This window comes from Neptunitalea lumnitzerae (assembly GCF_027924185.1).
In the GTDB taxonomy this organism is placed as follows: Bacteria; Bacteroidota; Bacteroidia; order Flavobacteriales; family Flavobacteriaceae; genus Neptunitalea; species Neptunitalea lumnitzerae.
In genome coordinates, this window is record NZ_BRVO01000001.1 from 503,012 (window position 1) to 520,177 (window position 17,166).

Genomic DNA, 17,166 nt, shown 5'->3' on the forward strand with positions numbered 1-17,166 from the left:
CCCCTGAAATTTCAGGGGTTTTATTAAATATGTGTAATGCTATTACTCTACTTCTTTATCGGTAATATGCAATTTCTGGTTCATTTTCATAGGAATACTCATTTCCTCTTCGTCTGCAGGAGACATTTTCACTTTCATATCCCCCTCTAAATCTTGCTCCATAGTAGCATCTATAATCCAACCTGTTTCTTTATCTAATTTTATTACAGAAGTATAGGTACCTTCAAGATTCAAATCGCCTGGTATACTATTTAATTTTGGCGCTTCATTAAAGTCTTCTGGTGTTAAAGTAGTTTCTCCTTTTAAAACTATATAATCACCTGCAATTTCCTCTATATGATAATCGGTACTTACCGATGTATTAATTGCTTTTAATTGTGTTTCTATAGTCCAAACATCGCCTTTACCAACAGTCTTCTCAGGAAAAATAGCTGAAAGCATTTCAAAATTTCCTTTTAAAGCGTCTTCACCATAACTAGCATTCATTTGTTGTTTTAGTTGCTCCTTTTGCATTTGCGGTACATTTGGGAACTCTCCTAAAACATTCTCAAACAACACATCTAGTCCTTTTACTTCTTTTACTTTTCCTGTTTTCTCTAAGATAATGGTAAATGAATCTGACTTTAACCCTTGCAACATTTTAGTCATCAATTCTGTCATAATATTGGTAGTATCTACCGTTTCAGAATCAAAAGTCATAGTACCCTGTGGTGATTTCATTTCTAATGATAAGAACTTATAGGTTACATCTACATCATACGCATCGCCTTCCATACCATTTACATGAAAATCTACATCACCCTTATAATTTACTTCTGTAGACATTTTTTGCCCCATAAACTCTTGTTCCATATCAACAGTAGCAGAAGTAGATTGTTTATACGTTTCTCCTTCTTTTAAGTGAAGTGCTAAATCTACCTTATCGTTTCCACAAGAGGTTAATAATAGTGCCCCGGCAAAGGCAAACATCCATAATTTTCTCATATTAAAAAGTTTAATCTTACTCTAGGGTGGCTAAGGTAAGCATCCTTTTTGGGCTATACATTTTATTTCTCATAAAATTTAAGTAACCCAAAATCAAAAGGTGTCCACAAACAAGCTTCTAGTTCAGCCTGTTTCAATGCTTCATTTGCCCATGTATTACAGGTATAGAATAAACTATAAGAACCATGGGCTTTATAAAAAGCATCATTGCTACCATAGCTTGCACCTGGTATTAATACTTTTAAGTTTTTGCCTGTAGTTACAAAACTACCTGCTATAAAGGTGTTCAATTGTTGTAATTGTTGTTCAGAAACTGGTACCTTACTCCAATGGGTGCGTTTATTTGCATAGGTAGTTACATGCATTAGGCTTTCACTTTTTAAAAAAAGTGCTGTAAAGGCGGTACTAAAAGTAAGATCACTCCATTGTGGCGTATGCAAATAAAAATTGGCATCGCCCCACCCAAAAGAAACATACTTGGCTTGTGTAACTCCTTTCAAATCTTTTAAAACATCTTCAGCTAAAAGTTCCTTCGGAATAATTACATCTAGATGCACCCCGTTACTGTGTATATAAACTTCAGTTACTTTATTACTCTCTAACTGATTAGAATGAACAGGAATATAGGTAGCACATAAAGCCACCACCATATAACCCACCGTAATGGATAAAAATACCGCTATAACTTTTAGTAATCTTTTTATATACTTCATCAAACTTTTTATAAAAACTAGCAAATTCAATAGCTAATACATTAGGAAGTTAGCTTTTTTTAAATATATTTGAACATAAGGATTATAGATTTAATTAAAAAGTACAAGCGTATTTTTGTAAAAGCCACACTTTGTGGCTTTTATCATTTCTCAACACTACGCCTATAAAACTAAACTTCTCTCAATTATATCCTGAAATTTTCAGCAAATTCAAAACATTTTAGAATAAAACACTTAAAAGGTTTCATTTCATTAACATTTATTTATAATTTTTTACTTTTGCAGCTATTATCATCCATAACTAATTATCCAACAATTAAATTACATGAAAAAAAAGTACTTTAACTTTCAACTTTTGGTAGTACTGCTTTTCACTGGTTTGTTTGCCAGTGCACAAAGTAATCAGTACCTACATTTTGACGGGTCCGATGACTATATTGCATTTGACGACGCTTCTTCGTACATCTACAACTCTAACACTATTACCATGGCAGGTTGGTTTTACACCGATGCATTGGTATACGGGCAAGGTATGATGAGTCTTAGAGGTGGTGGTACCGGAGACGGACAAATGTATGTGATACAATTAAACAATGGTTCTTTAGAATGCCGTGTTATTACGCAAACAGGCTTACACCAAGTTCAAGCACCAGATGGTACTATCGTAGCTGGGCAATGGCAGCATATTGCTTGGGTGTTTGATATGTTTACCGTAAAACTTTATGTAGACGGTAACCTTGTGGGTACTGGTTCTGCTTCTGGTACATACCAATCTAACGACAGACCTTTCTCGGTTGGTAAGTGTATCTTAAATGGTTATAACTTTATTTACGGTGGGCGTGCAGACGAGGTTTCTTTATGGAACAAAGCACTTACTCAAACCGAAATTCAGAACATGATGACTAATGAACTTACAGGATCTGAATCTGATTTAGTAGTTTATTATAAATTTGACCAAGGTACCCCAGGTGGAGACAACACCTCTATTAGCCAAGTAAATGCTTATGGTAGCGATACTAGTAAAAATGCCGATTTATACAATTTTGCATTAACTGGTACTACCTCTAATTTTAACGGTACGTTAGATGCAAGTTTCCAAACTATTGCTTTTAGTACTATCCCAAACAAAACAATTTACGATGCCCCTTTTGATATTACTGCTACAGCAAGCTCTGGTTTGCCTGTAACGTATACTATTGAAAGCGGACCTGCTACTATTAGTGGTAATACTATTACATTAACTGGTACTGCCGGAGATGTAGTTGTAAAAGCTAGCCAAGCAGGTGATGCTACTTACAACGCCGCAGAAGATGTATACACCACTTTTAGCGTTTTAGACCCTGCTGCAGTATTAGTTACTTCAGATATTTTACACCCATTAGCAGGTGATGTATATGCACCTAGTTTAATGCCTATAAAAGTGGCTGTGAAAAGTGAAATTCAGTATACTGACTTGTTTTCAGTAAGTACATTAAATGCTACTATAGATGGTAACGACGTTACTTTAACAGATCACGGAAACGGATTTTTTACGGGTTGGTGGACACCAACTTCTTACGGATCTCATACTTTAGAAGTTCAAGGAACTAATAACTTCGGAAACTCTTCTCAAGAAAGTATAACCTTTAACCTTACTTCTTCAGTTTCTGACCAAAATGTATACGGAACCAATAGTCTTTGGTTAAGCTCTGATGAACCATCTTTAACCGAAACTTCTGATTTACCTAGCCATATTGGAGCGTTTACTCAAATTACAGGTACGCTACATATTGATTGTCCAACAGGAGGATGCGACCCATGGGATAGAGTTTCTACTATTGAAGTACAAGGAAAAGATGGTGAATGGTACGAAATTATTCGTTATTTAACACCTTACGGTATTAGTTGCCAAAGTACTATTGATTTAACAGATTTTAAATCGTTACTAAGCGGTAGAACTACCTTTAGAGTTAACCTTACTACTTATGACAACGGATTTGAATACTCATTAGAATTAGATTATACTGCAGGTACAGACCCTGAACCTTACGGAAATGTTCAGAAATTATGGTACCAAACCTATCAGTTTGGTGACCCAGCTGATTTACAACCTACAGAAGACTTAACTATGGATTTTCCTACTAACAGTTCTTCTGCTAAAATTAAATTAGTTTCTACAGGTCACGGATGGAGCAGTAACGCCCCATACTACGATGCCAACACAAATAACGCTGCTGAGTTTTCAAATAACACACACCATATTTGGGTAAATGGATCGCAAACTTTTACACAAAACAACTGGGTAACTTGTTTACCAAACCCAGACGGATGTAATTTCCAAGCAGGTACTTACCAATACAACCGTGCAGGTTGGTGTCCTGGTAGTATTGCACAATTCTTTGATTATGACATGACTCCTTTTGTGGGTAACTCATCTGTAGCATTAGATTACGTTTTTGATGAAAGTTACATGGATTACTGCCACCCAAACAATCCTGATTGTATTTCGGGTGTTACTTGTAATGATTGTAACGATAGTTTTAACCCGCATTTAATTGTTTCTTCTTACTTGATTTCTTTTGGTGCTTCACCACTAGTTTCACTAGCTACAGAAGATGTATTGAATGTTAATAATGTAAGTATTTATCCTAACCCATCTGCTGGATTGTTTTATGTACAATCTTCTAAAACAGCGTTGAAGGAAATTACTATTCACGATATTCAAGGTAGAGTTATTAAAACGGTTGCAGCTGCAAACGGATTACAACCAACTACTATTAATATTAGAAACCAAGCTACTGGTATCTATTTAGCTACTATTACAGATGTAAATGGTACTTCTATTACAAAACGTATTGTTGTAGAATAAACTTTTATAAACATATAGTAAGTAACCCCCATGTGAATTAGTTTACATGGGGGTTTTCTTTTCCATTATTTAAAAACTCCCTCTGAGCATATCTGCTACCTAGCCACACTAGGCAACATTAACCACTCAACAGCTCTTAAAACGTATTAAAATTAGCTTTCACACAACCTAATGCATCCCTTAACAAAGAGTATTTAAGAAATTAGTTTGCTGGATAGGTATCAAAGTGATTTTCTTTTTGGTAAGCCTTCACCATGTTCCTGTAAAACAAAAAGTCCGATTCTAAATTAGAATCGGACTTTTAAAAAAAATATCTTATACTAGAAATCGGTATCAAAACCATCATCCTTAGGCATTTCTTCCGGAGGAGTATCTCCTTCTGGTACCGTTTCATCCGGTACACGCCCACCGCAGGTAAGGTCAATATTCATTTCTTCAGGCTTTTCAAAATCTTCTTTAGAAACTCCCAATTCTTCATTAGCATAACACTTTTTCATGTAAAGCCCCCAAATAGGTAGTGCCATTGCAGCACCTTGCCCATAGGTAATACTTCTAAAGTGAATCGAACGGTTTTCTCCTCCAACCCATACTCCGGTTACTAAGTTAGGCACAATACCCATAAACCATCCATCACTTTGATTTTGTGTAGTTCCTGTTTTACCGGCTATTGGGTTAGTAAATCCATAAGGATATCCCGTCATTACTTCTTTATAATCTTGACGATATCCCATAGTTGTATGGCGTAAACGACCACCAGAACCGTGTTTTACTACACCTTTCATCATCTCTAACATCGTATAAGCCACATCCGGACTCAATACATCTCTGGTGTTAGGCTTATATTCATATAAAACGGCTCCGTTTTTATCTTCTATACGGGTTACTACTACAGGCTCTACATACACACCTTTATTTGCAAAAGTACCATATGCACCCACCATTTCATAAACCGTAACATCGGGTGTACCTAACGCAATAGAAGGATATTCTGGTATTTCAGATGTAATACCCATTCGGTGCGCCAAATCTACTACAGGTCCTGGTCCAATTTGATCCATAAGTGTTGCCGTTACCGAGTTTACAGAATTTGCAAGCGCTGCACTCAAACTCATCATCTCTCCGCTAAATTCATTATTTGAGTTATCTGGGCACCATGCTTTTAAATTACCATATTTATTAGCAGGTATACAGTGTTGTACATCTGGCACCTCATAACATGGAGCATAATGCAACTGGTCAACCGCAGAGGCGTATACAAAAGGTTTAAATGTAGAACCTACTTGACGTGTACCTTGCTTTACCATGTCAAACTTAAAGTGCTTGTAGTTAATACCACCAACCCACGCTTTAACATGTCCGGTTTGTGGCTCCATAGACATCATACCGGTACGTAAAAACTTTTTATAGTAGCGTATGCTATCATATGGTGTCATAATGGTATCTATCTCACCATCCCAAGAGAACACAGTCATTTCCTTTTCTTTATGAAAAGATGCTTTAATCTCCTCCTTAGACTTCCCTAAATCATACATCATGTGGCGCCATCTTTCAGACCGTACCATAGCAACATTTAACGTATGAGTTACCTCATCTTTAGTTAATTTAAGAAAAGGTGTTGTTTTGTTTCTCTCAGGTGTATTTTGTACGTCAAACTCATTTTGTAAATCAATCATGTGATCCCTAACCGCTTCCTCGGCATAAGTTTGCATACGAGAATCAATAGTAGTATAAATTTTTAACCCATCAAGGTATAAGTCATACTTCTCTCCATCTTCCTTTGGATTATTTTTAATCCAATCTTTCATATACTGTTGTAAGTAACCTCTAAAATAGGTAGCTATACCATAATTATGAGATTCAGGGTTGTAGTTTAGTGTTACAGGTATGGCCTGTAATGAGTCTTTAACTTCTTTTGTTATAAACTCATTTTTGTACATCTGAAACAGTACAATATTTCTTCTGTTAGTAACTCCTTCTACATTTCTTCTAGGATTATACAATGAAGAGTTTTGAAACATACCTACCAACATGGCAGACTCTTCCATAGTTAAATCCTTCGGCTCTTTACCAAAATAAATTCTAGACGCCGATCTAATACCTACTGCTAAGTTTCCAAAGTCATAGGTATTAAAATACATGGTTACTATTTCTTCTTTGGTATAATTGCGCTCTAACCTAACGGCAATAACCCATTCTTTTATTTTTTGAGTAATGGCATCAAACTTATTGTTAGATCTTACCCCAACAAACAACTGTCTTGCCAACTGTTGTGTTATAGTAGAAGCCCCACCTTTACTACCCAAAAAGGCAAACGCACGTAAGGTTCCTCTACCATCTATACCTGAATGCTCATAAAAACGTTCATCCTCAGTAGCAATTAATGCATTTACCAGATTAGCAGGTAAATCTTCAAATTTAATAGGGGTACGGTTTTCTCTTAAATAAAACTTTCCAAGTGTTTTACCATCCGATGAAACAATTTCAGAAGCCTGATTGGTATCAGGGTCTTCTAACTGTCTTAAATCGGGCATTTTCCCAAAAGCTCCCCATGAAGCTAATAGAAAAACAAGCACAACACCTAAAACACCGGTTAAAAATAAGCCCCAAAACCAAAAAATATACTTCCTGAAGCCTTTAGATTGTTTTTTAGAGGTTTTCTTTTTAATAGCCATTATTTTTTAATTCGTTTGATTCGCTTTTTCAACTGAAACTCCTACGTCTGTAATTCCTTTTAAGTCTATAACGCCATTAATGCTACCATTATTTCTCATAGCATGTGTTACTTCTACTGTATAATCTCCTGATTGAGAAAAAGTAAAAGGTTCATCATATCCTTTATACCAAAGTTTACTTTCTTTAATAGAAGAAAAACCTTTTCCTAACCACTCTCCATTTGGCTTTGCCATCTCATACAACAACGTATCAGAGTCTACTTTACCATCAGGATAATTAAGCGCTACAATTAAATACAAATTACTATAGGCATACTCCTCATTATTTCTAAGGTTTACATACATATTGTATACCTCAGTAGTATCTGGAGCAGCAAAGTCAAAGGCCAAGGTATCTTGCTTATTCCAACTACCATCTACCGATGCAAACTCGGTGTAAATAGTGTTGCTATCGCAAGACATAAATAGTGCCAAACTACTAAAAGCAATAAGTAACCTACTAGTTATCTTTAGCATTATTGTTATTGTTGTTGCTGTTTTTATTATTACCAGGTTTTCTAGAACGTTTGTTTCTGTTATTAGGTTTTCTAGAAGCTCCCTGTGTATTATTGTTAGTATTCGGTTTATTCTCAGAAGCCGGACGATTCTTTTTCTGGTTGTTATTAGAACCTCCTTTATTACCTGAGTTACCTGTGTTATTATTATTGTTATTAGACTTTCTAGGTCTATTTTTATTAGAACGTGGCTTACCATCCTTAGCTGCCAGTTTAGCCTCTGCTGATCCAGCTGCCTTGCTATTACTATTAGCACCTCTAGGGGTTTTAGCCTTGGTTTTCTTTCTTCTACGTTTCTTAGGCTGGTCGAATCTGGTTAAACTATCTTGACCAACAACGTTCTCAAAGCTTGTTTTAGTATCCTCCTCTATCATTAATTCAGACTCAAACTCCTCTAAGCTAGATACTTTTTCACGTTGCTGATTGGCCGCAATAATTTCATTTACATGATCTAATGTAAGTTTATGCCAATTCATCGGATGATCTTCATAAGCATACCACATCAAGCCTTTAAAAATATCTATTTTTTGGCAAGCAGCTCTCCCCTTTTCAGTTTCAAGTTTCACCTCTGTTTTAGGGAAATTGTTTAACGCATCTAAATAGGTATCTAACTCATAATTTAAGCAACATTTTAACTTACCACATTGTCCCGCCAATTTTTGCGGGTTTAAAGACAACTGTTGAAAACGTGCTGCTGAAGTATTTACCGATCTGAAATCTGTTAACCAAGTAGAACAACAAAGCTCTCTACCGCATGACCCAATACCACCCAATCTAGAAGCTTCTTGACGGAAACCTATCTGGCGCATTTCAATACGAATGCTAAAGGCACGTGCCATGTCTTTAATTAACTGTCTAAAATCTACTCTATCTTCTGCAGTATAGAAGAAGGTAGCCTTAGACCCATCACCTTGAAATTCTACATCTGATATTTTCATTTGTAAATTCAAAGCAATAGCCAACTCTCTCGATTTTTTTTGAACATCGGCCTCTCTATCACGAGCTGTTAGCCAAATATCAATGTCTTTCTGAGAAGCTTTTCGATAAATTTTAGGTAATGTTTCATCATCCCAAGAAACTTTTTTCCTTTTCATTTGCACCTTTACCAGCTCTCCGGTAAGGGTTACAATACCCACATCGTGCCCTGGTGATGCCTCTGTAGCCACCACATCGCCAATGCTTAAAGTTAAATTTCCTGTATTTCTAAAAAACTCTTTTCTACTATTTTTAAAACGAACCTCAACACAATCAAAGGTGCTTTGTCCGTTAGGAAGCGACATATTTGAAAGCCAGTCAAAAACTGTTAATTTATTACAACCGTCAGTTCCGCATGTCCCATTATTTTTACAACCTCTCGGTTGTCCGTCCTTTCCACTTGAACAACTGGTACAACCCATCTTTCAATTTCTATATTTATTCGGTAAGCACAAAAAAGTAACCTCCGATACCGTTCATAAATTTGTTTGCAATATGTAAAGATACTATTATTTAATTGAATTCAATTTCATAATTCAATCTGTTCGCTAAAGACTTCAACCGATTCTTAGATCTAAAAACGTTGAAAAGCAAATCTTTACTCCAACCAATTCTTTTACAATAACTTTCAAAACTTTCTTCTTTCCAGTCAAAATCCTTCTTCCAGAAAAAGTTAGGAGAAATGTAACAAAACGTATAATCGTAAATAAAACTAGAGGTATTTATTTTATCCGATTTGTTGGCTTCTCCAATAGCGTCAGGGGCCAATAACAAAATGTTATGTTCAGTACATTTACTTTTAATAACACCAATAGTATCTTGATATGCTGTTTTTAACCCTGAAACATCAAAATTATTATATTCTGTATTCCCTATTTTTTGAATAGGTCTAATCTGTAAGATATCAAAACTGTTTCCATCAAAATGGTTAAAGATATCTTTTAGTTCTTCAAAGTTATCTTGGTTAAAGGTATAGTTTACCCTAACCTTAAAATTGTATTTACTTCTTAACGCGGCAAAAGCCTGCATAGCATTACAAAACTTCTCATAATCTCCACGCCCCATAAAATCTTCGTAAGTATGCTTGGTAACACCGTGTAACGATACCGTAAACTCGTCTAACCCCGCTTTTAAAAGTTCCTCTGCCTTTTCCAAAGTTAATAAATTGGCATTGGTAGTTATAGAAATATAAGGCACTTCATATTGTTTACCCAAGGCTACTAACTCTGGCAACTTTTTATAGAGTGTAGGCTCTGTACCGCACCCTATTTGCAATTTTAAAGCACGACCAAAAATTTGAGAGGCTATACGCTGCACCTCTTCATCTGTTAATTGGCCTTTCAGTTTCTTTACATAATCTTTATCTGTAAAATAGCACATCTTACAGCGTAGATTACAAGCCATTACCGGATCTAGATTTACAGCCACATATCGTTTTTTGAATATATGAAACACATACAAACCCAAAAACTTAACTCTATGACTTTTAATCTTCTTGTTTAACTGTAATAGCTTATAAATATTCATAAAAACTTACTCCTTTTTGGAAATATAAGGTAAATAATCTGCTCTACCTTTTTTAAAGATTTTATTACTGTTATTTTTACCTTTTCGAAGCTTTTTCTGCTCTTCGTAAGGTAATGCAATAATTTCTTTACACTCTTCAGAACAACAATGATTCATTTTCTCTGCGCATTCTTCACACTGAATAAATAACAAATGGCAACCTTCGTTAGCACAATTTACATGCGTATCTGCTGGTTTACCACATTGATGACAATGTGCAATTACATCATCAGAAATTTTTTCGGCTCTGCGCTCGTCAAAAACAAAGTTTTTACCAATAAACTTATTTTCAAGTCCTTCTTTTTCAACCTGTCTAAAGTAATTGATAATACCTCCCTCTAATTGGTATACCTGTTTAAAACCTTTATGCTTGTAATATGCACTAGCCTTTTCACATCTAATACCACCAGTACAGTACATTACCAATTTTTTATCTTCTTTATGCTCTTTCAGATCATCTTCAATAATATCTAAAGAATCTCTAAAGGTATCCACATCTGGTGTTACAGCACCTTTGAAATGACCAATTTCACTTTCGTAGTGGTTACGCATATCAACCAACACCGTATCTGGATCTTCTAAAATTTCATTAAACTTAATAGCATTTAGGTGCACCCCTTTATTGGTTACATCAAATGTATCATCGTTTAAACCATCGGCTACAATTTTAGAACGCACCTTCACTTTTAGTTTTAAAAACGAAAAATTATCTTGCTCAATAGCAATATTTAAACGTACATCTTTTAAAAAAGAAATGGTATCTAAATGGTCTTTAAACTGCTGAAAGTTTTCTGCCGGAACCGATAATTGGGCATTAATACCCTCAGTGGCAATATAAATTCTACCCAACACTTCAATGCTATCCCAAAACAGGAATAACGCATCTCTAAGTTCTTGCGGGTTTTCTATTTTAGCGTATTGATAGAAAGAGATTGTAAGTCGCTCTTTGCCGGCGGCTTCAATAAGTTCTGCTCTTTCTTTAGCGCTTAATGTATTGTACAGTTGCATGCTATACTAATTTTTAAGGTTAAAGAATATTGTAATATGTTAGTGCAAAGCTACACTTTTTTTGTAGTTATAATTTTAACGGGACATGCCTTTTGGGCATTCACGCATTCCTCATAAATACTATCGTCTGGTGTTTTAAGGGTGTGAAAGCCCTTTTTATCTGTAGCATGTAACAGCACACTCTTACCGTCTTTTTTAGACATTTGAAATTCAGCAGGTGCTAATTCTACACAGTAATTACACCCTATACATTTATCACGTTGCAGTGTAACTACTACCATTATTGCGGTACTATTTTATAAAGTTTATCAGACAAACGAATTCTAAAATCTAACGGAATGGTACAAGAATCTCCTTTTTTTGCTACCTCTAATTTTTCATCGTTCACCATCATTTCGGTTAACTCTAACTCTTTTACACCCGTTGTTGGCCCCGTAATTAACAGCGTATCTCCTATTTTAATATCGTAGGCTTCTATTTTAAATTCGGCAATATTAGACTTCGGGAAATAATGCATTCCCTTACCAATATATAATTTCTTCTGGGTTGCTTGAGACCCTGGTCCATCACTCCATTCACCTAACTTTTGCCCAAGGTAGTATCCATTCCAAAAACCACGGTTGTACACCTTTTCAAGTTCTTGCATCCAGTTAGCCACTTTTTCATCGTTATAGCTACCCTCGTAATACGCGTCTATAGCTTCTCTGTAGGTTTTAATAACCGTTGCAACATACTCAGGTGCTCTACCTCTACCTTCAATTTTAAGCACCATGGCACCCGCATCTATTACTTGGTCTAAAATATCTAAGGTACATAAGTCTTTAGGAGACATCATATACTCGTTATCTATTTCAATTTCAAAACCACTTTCTTGGTCTATAACCGTATATTTTTTACGACAATTTTGCTTGCAAGCCCCACGGTTAGCCGAAGAGTTATGCGAGTGTAAGCTAAGGTAACACTTACCAGAAACCGCCATACACAATGCACCATGACCAAAAATTTCTACCTCAACTAAATTACCAGAAGGTCCTTTAATTTGTTCTTTCTCTATTTGATCACAAATTTTCTTCACTTGGCGTAAGCTTAACTCTCTACTCATTACCATGGTATCTGCAAACATGGCATAAAACTTAACCGTTTCAATATTGGTAATATTAATTTGAGTAGATATATGCACCTCCATACCAATTTGGCGAGCATAAGCAATTACTGCCTGATCCATAATTATAACCGCAGTAATATCCGCAGCTTTGGCTGCATCTAAAACCGTTTTTATAATAGACAAATCATGATCGTAAACAATAGTATTTAAAGTAAGATAGGTACGTACATTTTTCTCTTTACAGCGTCTAGAGATTTCCTCTAAATCTGCAATGGTAAAGTTAATACTTGCACGAGCTCGCATATTTAATTGCTCCACTCCAAAATAAACAGAATCCGCTCCATTATCCAACGCTGCCTGTAAACTCTCAAAGTTTCCGGCAGGCGCCATCAATTCAATTTTTCCAGTAGGTGTCATACTATTTCCAATTTCAGGGCGCAAAGATACAAATTAGAATGTTAAAATTGTATATATCTTATTTTCAAGCACTCAGCAACATAATTAAGCTAACCCACAGAGTGTTAATTTATTAGATTCATTCTCTATAAAAACCAAAAAGCGCTACCAAAAAAATTTCAGTAGCGCTTTTCGCAGCTAATTCGTTAATACTAAATTCATATATCTGAATATTATTAACGAATAGCTATCCTCCATCTAACTTACAGCTTATAACCATATAAACTGTAAGAAATCCGTTTCCGGATAACATTTTTCTTCTTAAATACCTCATACTTCTCACTCCATTTACTCTATAGATGCGTAAAATACCAAAAGGTTGCGTACCTATTATTGTATTCTGATAAAAGAAATAGTATTTTAGCCAGCATAAAAAGGACAATATGAGCTCAGAAAAAGACGCTAAATTAAAAGCATTAAAACTAACTTTAGATAAATTAGATAAAACTTACGGAAAGGGTACCGTAATGAAAATGGGCGATAGCGCTGTAGACCAAATAGAAGTGATACCTACCGGATCTATTGGTTTAGATATTGCTTTAGGTGTTGGTGGTTACCCTAAAGGTAGAGTTATTGAAATTTTTGGACCTGAATCTTCTGGTAAAACAACCCTTACCTTACATGCTATTGCAGAAGCGCAAAAAGCAGGAGGTATTGCAGCATTTATTGATGCAGAACACGCATTTGATAGATTTTATGCTCAAAAACTTGGTGTTGATATTGATAACCTGATTATTTCGCAACCAGACCATGGTGAACAAGCACTTGAAATTGCTGATAACTTAATTAGATCTGGTGCTATTGATATTGTTATTGTTGACTCGGTAGCAGCACTTACTCCTAAAAGTGAAATTGAAGGAGAAATGGGAGACTCTAAAATGGGACTTCATGCACGTTTAATGTCTCAGGCATTACGAAAACTTACGGCTTCTATTAGCAAAACACATTGTACCGTTATATTTATTAACCAGTTACGTGAAAAGATTGGAGTTATGTTTGGTAACCCAGAAACAACCACTGGTGGTAACGCATTAAAATTTTATGCTTCGGTACGTTTAGATATTAGACGATCTACACAAATTAAAAGCTCTGAAGGTGATGTGGCTGGTAACAAAACCCGTGTAAAAGTGGTTAAAAACAAAGTGGCACCACCATTTAAGTCTGCAGAGTTTGACATTATGTATGGGGAAGGTATTTCTAAAGTTGGAGAAATTCTAGACATTGGTGTAGAATATGAAATAATTAAGAAAAGTGGTTCGTGGTTTAGTTATGGCGATAGCAAACTAGGCCAAGGTAGAGATGCTGTTAAAAGTCTCTTACAAGACAATCCGGAACTATTAGAAGAACTGGAAGCAAAAATAAAAGAAGCCCTTCAAACGGTTAACTCATAATATTTTACAAATCCCGAAATAAATATTTCGGGATTTTTTTTACCTCATACGCAACCTTTCCCTAATTTGTGTATCTACAAGAAAATAGAATAATATTAATTGATAGTTTTAATGAAAAAGTTTTTTAAACCCATGAAGAAGTTTCTAGTTTTATTTGTTGCTGCGTTACTTACTTTTTCCTGTTCTTTGGATGATGATGACACGGTAGACTACCATTTTGAATTTATTGGAGCTGATTATGTTGAATTTCCAGCAGAAGACATGCACGTAAACAGTAGTTACCCTGTTACTCTTTATTACACGCTTCCGAATACATGTTATTACATTAACGGAATAGATTATAATTATACCAGTGATTTTGAAAGAGTAGTTTCTTTAGTAGCTACTGTATACAACAATAACAATTGTGAACCTACAGATGGCTCAACACTAAACGATTCTTTCACATTTAGACCACTTTACGCAGGTACATACACCTTTAATTTTATAAGCGGTATAGATGAATCTACCGGTGAATATACCTACCTAACATACGAGGTAGAAGTTTTAGAATAAACATTACACAGTAACCTGCTAACCTTAAACACCAAAACTATTGAGTTTAGAACAACTCATTACAGCTTGTAAAAAGGGCGAGAGAAAAGCCCAACACCAGCTTTACCAATTATTTGGTAGCAGGCTGTATTCGGTTTGTTTAAAGTATTCAAGAAATAAAGAGGAAGCAGAGGACAACTTACAAGACAGTTTTTTGGTGATTTTTAAAAAAATAGATCAATACAAAAGCAAAGGTGCTTTTGAAGGTTGGCTGAAAAGAATCACCATTAATACTTGCTTGCAGAAGTATAGAAATCAGGGCGTTTTTGATATTATCCCTAATAGAGATATTGAAGACGAAGATATTTCAATTGATTTTGATGACGAGTCAAGATTTAGTCTTGAATATCTATTACAACTAATTCAAGAGTTACCTAACCGTTACAGATTAGTATTTAACTTGTATGTATTAGACGGATATTCACACAAAGAAATTGCCGATACGCTTCAAATTTCTGAAGGTACTTCTAAGTCTAATTTAGCACGCGCTAGAATGGCTTTGAAACAACGTATTGAAGAAGATGAATTGGTAAAAAAAAAGAGTAATACACTGTAATGGAGAATGATGAAAAAAACATAGACAGACTCTTTCAGGAACGCTTCAAAGATTTTGAAGCCTTTCCAGAAGAAGCTGTTTGGGATAATATTCAGGCAAAGCTTGATGAAGAGGACGACTCCAAAAAAACTCCTTTGATTCCGTGGTGGCTAGGCAGATCTGCTGCAATAGCGTTGCTACTTATTGGCCTTGGATTAATGACCTACTTTTTACCCTCGGTAAATACACAGGATATTGAAGTTGTTGATACCCCTACTAATTCTAAAATGGATATCAACACTTCTACAAACAAAAATATTGATTCTACTACAGAAGATGCTGTAGTAACTTCTAACACAGAAGAAACTACTAATAATATACCAGAATCAATAAATAGTAAGGTAGGCAGTATTGAAGGCGCAACCACCAATGCAACGGTTAGTAAGCAAAATGAAGAGGTTGTTTACACAGACAAAAACACCTTTAATACTGGCAAAAATGCGAGTAGAAAATACACGTTTCAGAAGAATAATTATAGTGCTAAATACAGTGATGATAAAGCATTTAAAACAAAACAACCTTTTGACTATCCTACAAACACTAACACCGATAATGAAGAGGTAATAGCTACCATTACAACTACCGAAAACACTAAAAACAAAGAATCTCAGAAAGCCCCTATTGTAACCAACGAAGAGCTTCTGAATAATAATTTTGTGATAGACACTAATCAGGTTGTTAAAACCAATTCGGCTATTGCACTGGCTACTGTAGACTCTATCATAGCTGCCGAAGATGAAGAAGAGGCGTTAACCCTTGAGGAAGCTATTAAGTTACAAGAAGATAAATACAAAGATGAGGACGAAGAAGAGGAAGAGGATGATGTTGCTGGAATGAAAAAATGGAGTGTAAACCCTAATGTAGCGCCTGTGTATTTTAATTCATTCTCTAACGGATCGCCTATTAGTTCTGAGTTTGCCGGCAACACCAAAAATGGTAACTTAAACATGAGTTATGGTGTAAACGTAGGGCTGCAAGTAAACAAAAAATTGAAGATACGATCTGGTATTAACAAGGTAGAATACGGATACACTACTGATGATATTTATTTCACTAATAGTGTGACCAACTCAAAATCTGTAAGCTCTATTAATTACTCTAATTCTGGAGCAACAGTTTTACTTACTAACAATTCTACCAACTACAGTGCTAGTCCTAACCCAAATGGCGGACTTATAGATGTATCTGAATCAAGTGCTTCTGTAGAAAAATCTAGAGGTTCTTTAATACAAAATATGAACTACTTAGAGTTCCCAGTTGAATTAGAATATAGCATTGTAAATAAAAAATTAGGGATTAACGTTATTGGTGGAGTAAGTACCTTACTATTAAGTAACGATGAAATACTATTAGAGTCTGACGGACTTGTTACCAATATTGGAAACGCTAATAATATAAACGACCTTAATTTTAGTACAAATATTGGGCTTGGTATTGACTATAAGTTCACAGACCAGTTGCTTTTTAACATAGAGCCCATGTTTAAATATCAATTAAATACATTTTCTGATGATAACGGGTTTAACCCATATTCATTAGGATTATATACCGGTTTTAGTTTTAGGTTTTAGTTAGGTTAGGTTAGATTATTCGTAAAAAGTGATGATGACCTAAATATGCCTCTGAGTTCTTCAGGGGCATTTTTTTTGCGTCATAACCATTACAACCTAAAATAATAGCATTTACAAGCCTTCTACTATCCATT

14 protein-coding genes are annotated in these 17,166 nt (G+C 35.2%); 5 read left to right on the top strand and 9 right to left on the bottom strand.

The features are described from left to right. Positions 1–42: 42 nt before the first annotated feature. Both Y10_RS02255 and Y10_RS02260 read right to left on the bottom strand, forming a co-directional pair. Positions 43–984 (bottom strand): DUF6263 family protein, encoded by a 942-nt coding sequence (locus Y10_RS02255; RefSeq protein ID WP_281763739.1) that lies wholly within the window; start codon positions 982–984, stop codon positions 43–45. A gap of 62 nt (positions 985–1,046) precedes the next feature. Next, the gene (locus Y10_RS02260) at positions 1,047–1,697 is read right to left on the bottom strand and encodes a TIGR02117 family protein (protein WP_281763740.1); all 651 of its coding nucleotides are present in this window, start codon (positions 1,695–1,697) and stop codon (positions 1,047–1,049) included. 325 nt (positions 1,698–2,022) lie between these two features. Here Y10_RS02260 and Y10_RS02265 point away from each other — a divergent pair, with 325 nt between their 5' ends. Further along, positions 2,023–4,545, top strand: coding sequence for a LamG-like jellyroll fold domain-containing protein (locus tag Y10_RS02265; RefSeq protein WP_281763741.1), 2,523 nt, complete (start codon positions 2,023–2,025; stop codon positions 4,543–4,545). A 320-nt stretch (positions 4,546–4,865) separates the two neighbouring features. On the opposite strand, the gene Y10_RS02270 is transcribed toward Y10_RS02265, so the two are convergent. The 7 genes from Y10_RS02270 to Y10_RS02300 all read right to left on the bottom strand — a co-directional run bounded on the left by Y10_RS02270 (position 4,866) and on the right by Y10_RS02300 (position 12,842). After that, positions 4,866–7,217 carry a penicillin-binding protein 1A gene (locus Y10_RS02270; RefSeq protein ID WP_281763742.1) on the bottom strand — a complete coding sequence of 784 codons (2,352 nt, stop codon included), beginning with the start codon at positions 7,215–7,217 and terminating at the stop codon, positions 4,866–4,868. Between the two features lie 6 nt (positions 7,218–7,223). Further along, positions 7,224–7,733, bottom strand: coding sequence for a gliding motility lipoprotein GldH (locus tag Y10_RS02275; protein WP_281763743.1), 510 nt, complete (start codon positions 7,731–7,733; stop codon positions 7,224–7,226). Further along, on the bottom strand, positions 7,717–9,168 hold the full coding sequence (locus Y10_RS02280) for a PSP1 domain-containing protein (protein ID WP_281763744.1): 1,452 nt from the start codon (positions 9,166–9,168) through the stop codon (positions 7,717–7,719). The genes Y10_RS02275 and Y10_RS02280 overlap by 17 nt, the downstream gene beginning before the upstream one ends. Before the next feature lie 91 nt (positions 9,169–9,259). Continuing rightward, the gene (locus Y10_RS02285; protein WP_281763745.1) at positions 9,260–10,174 is read right to left on the bottom strand and encodes a radical SAM protein; all 915 of its coding nucleotides are present in this window, start codon (positions 10,172–10,174) and stop codon (positions 9,260–9,262) included. 105 nt (positions 10,175–10,279) lie between these two features. Next, positions 10,280–11,320: an oxygen-dependent tRNA uridine(34) hydroxylase TrhO gene (trhO, locus tag Y10_RS02290; RefSeq protein ID WP_281763746.1), complete on the bottom strand. Its 1,041-nt coding sequence runs from the start codon at positions 11,318–11,320 to the stop codon at positions 10,280–10,282. Positions 11,321–11,370: 50 nt separating this feature from the next. Then, entirely contained in the window at positions 11,371–11,601 is a 231-nt protein-coding gene (locus tag Y10_RS02295) for a ferredoxin (RefSeq protein WP_281763747.1), read from the bottom strand. Continuing rightward, positions 11,601–12,842: a peptidase U32 family protein gene (locus tag Y10_RS02300; RefSeq protein WP_281764756.1), complete on the bottom strand. Its 1,242-nt coding sequence runs from the start codon at positions 12,840–12,842 to the stop codon at positions 11,601–11,603. Before Y10_RS02300 ends, Y10_RS02295 begins: the two co-directional genes overlap by 1 nt. 422 nt (positions 12,843–13,264) lie before the next feature. On the opposite strand from Y10_RS02300, the gene recA reads away from it, so the two are divergent. From recA to Y10_RS02320, 4 genes are all read left to right on the top strand, one after another. Continuing rightward, complete coding sequence (recA, locus tag Y10_RS02305) at positions 13,265–14,272, top strand: recombinase RecA (protein ID WP_281763748.1); 1,008 nt, start codon at positions 13,265–13,267, stop codon at positions 14,270–14,272. A gap of 132 nt (positions 14,273–14,404) precedes the next feature. Then, positions 14,405–14,827 carry a hypothetical protein gene (locus Y10_RS02310; protein ID WP_281763749.1) on the top strand — a complete coding sequence of 141 codons (423 nt, stop codon included), beginning with the start codon at positions 14,405–14,407 and terminating at the stop codon, positions 14,825–14,827. Between the two features lie 40 nt (positions 14,828–14,867). Then, positions 14,868–15,422 (top strand): RNA polymerase sigma factor, encoded by a 555-nt coding sequence (locus Y10_RS02315; RefSeq protein WP_281763750.1) that lies wholly within the window; start codon positions 14,868–14,870, stop codon positions 15,420–15,422. Continuing rightward, positions 15,422–17,032 (top strand): hypothetical protein, encoded by a 1,611-nt coding sequence (locus Y10_RS02320; protein ID WP_281763751.1) that lies wholly within the window; start codon positions 15,422–15,424, stop codon positions 17,030–17,032. Before Y10_RS02315 ends, Y10_RS02320 begins: the two co-directional genes overlap by 1 nt. The last annotated feature ends 134 nt before the right edge of the window (positions 17,033–17,166 follow it).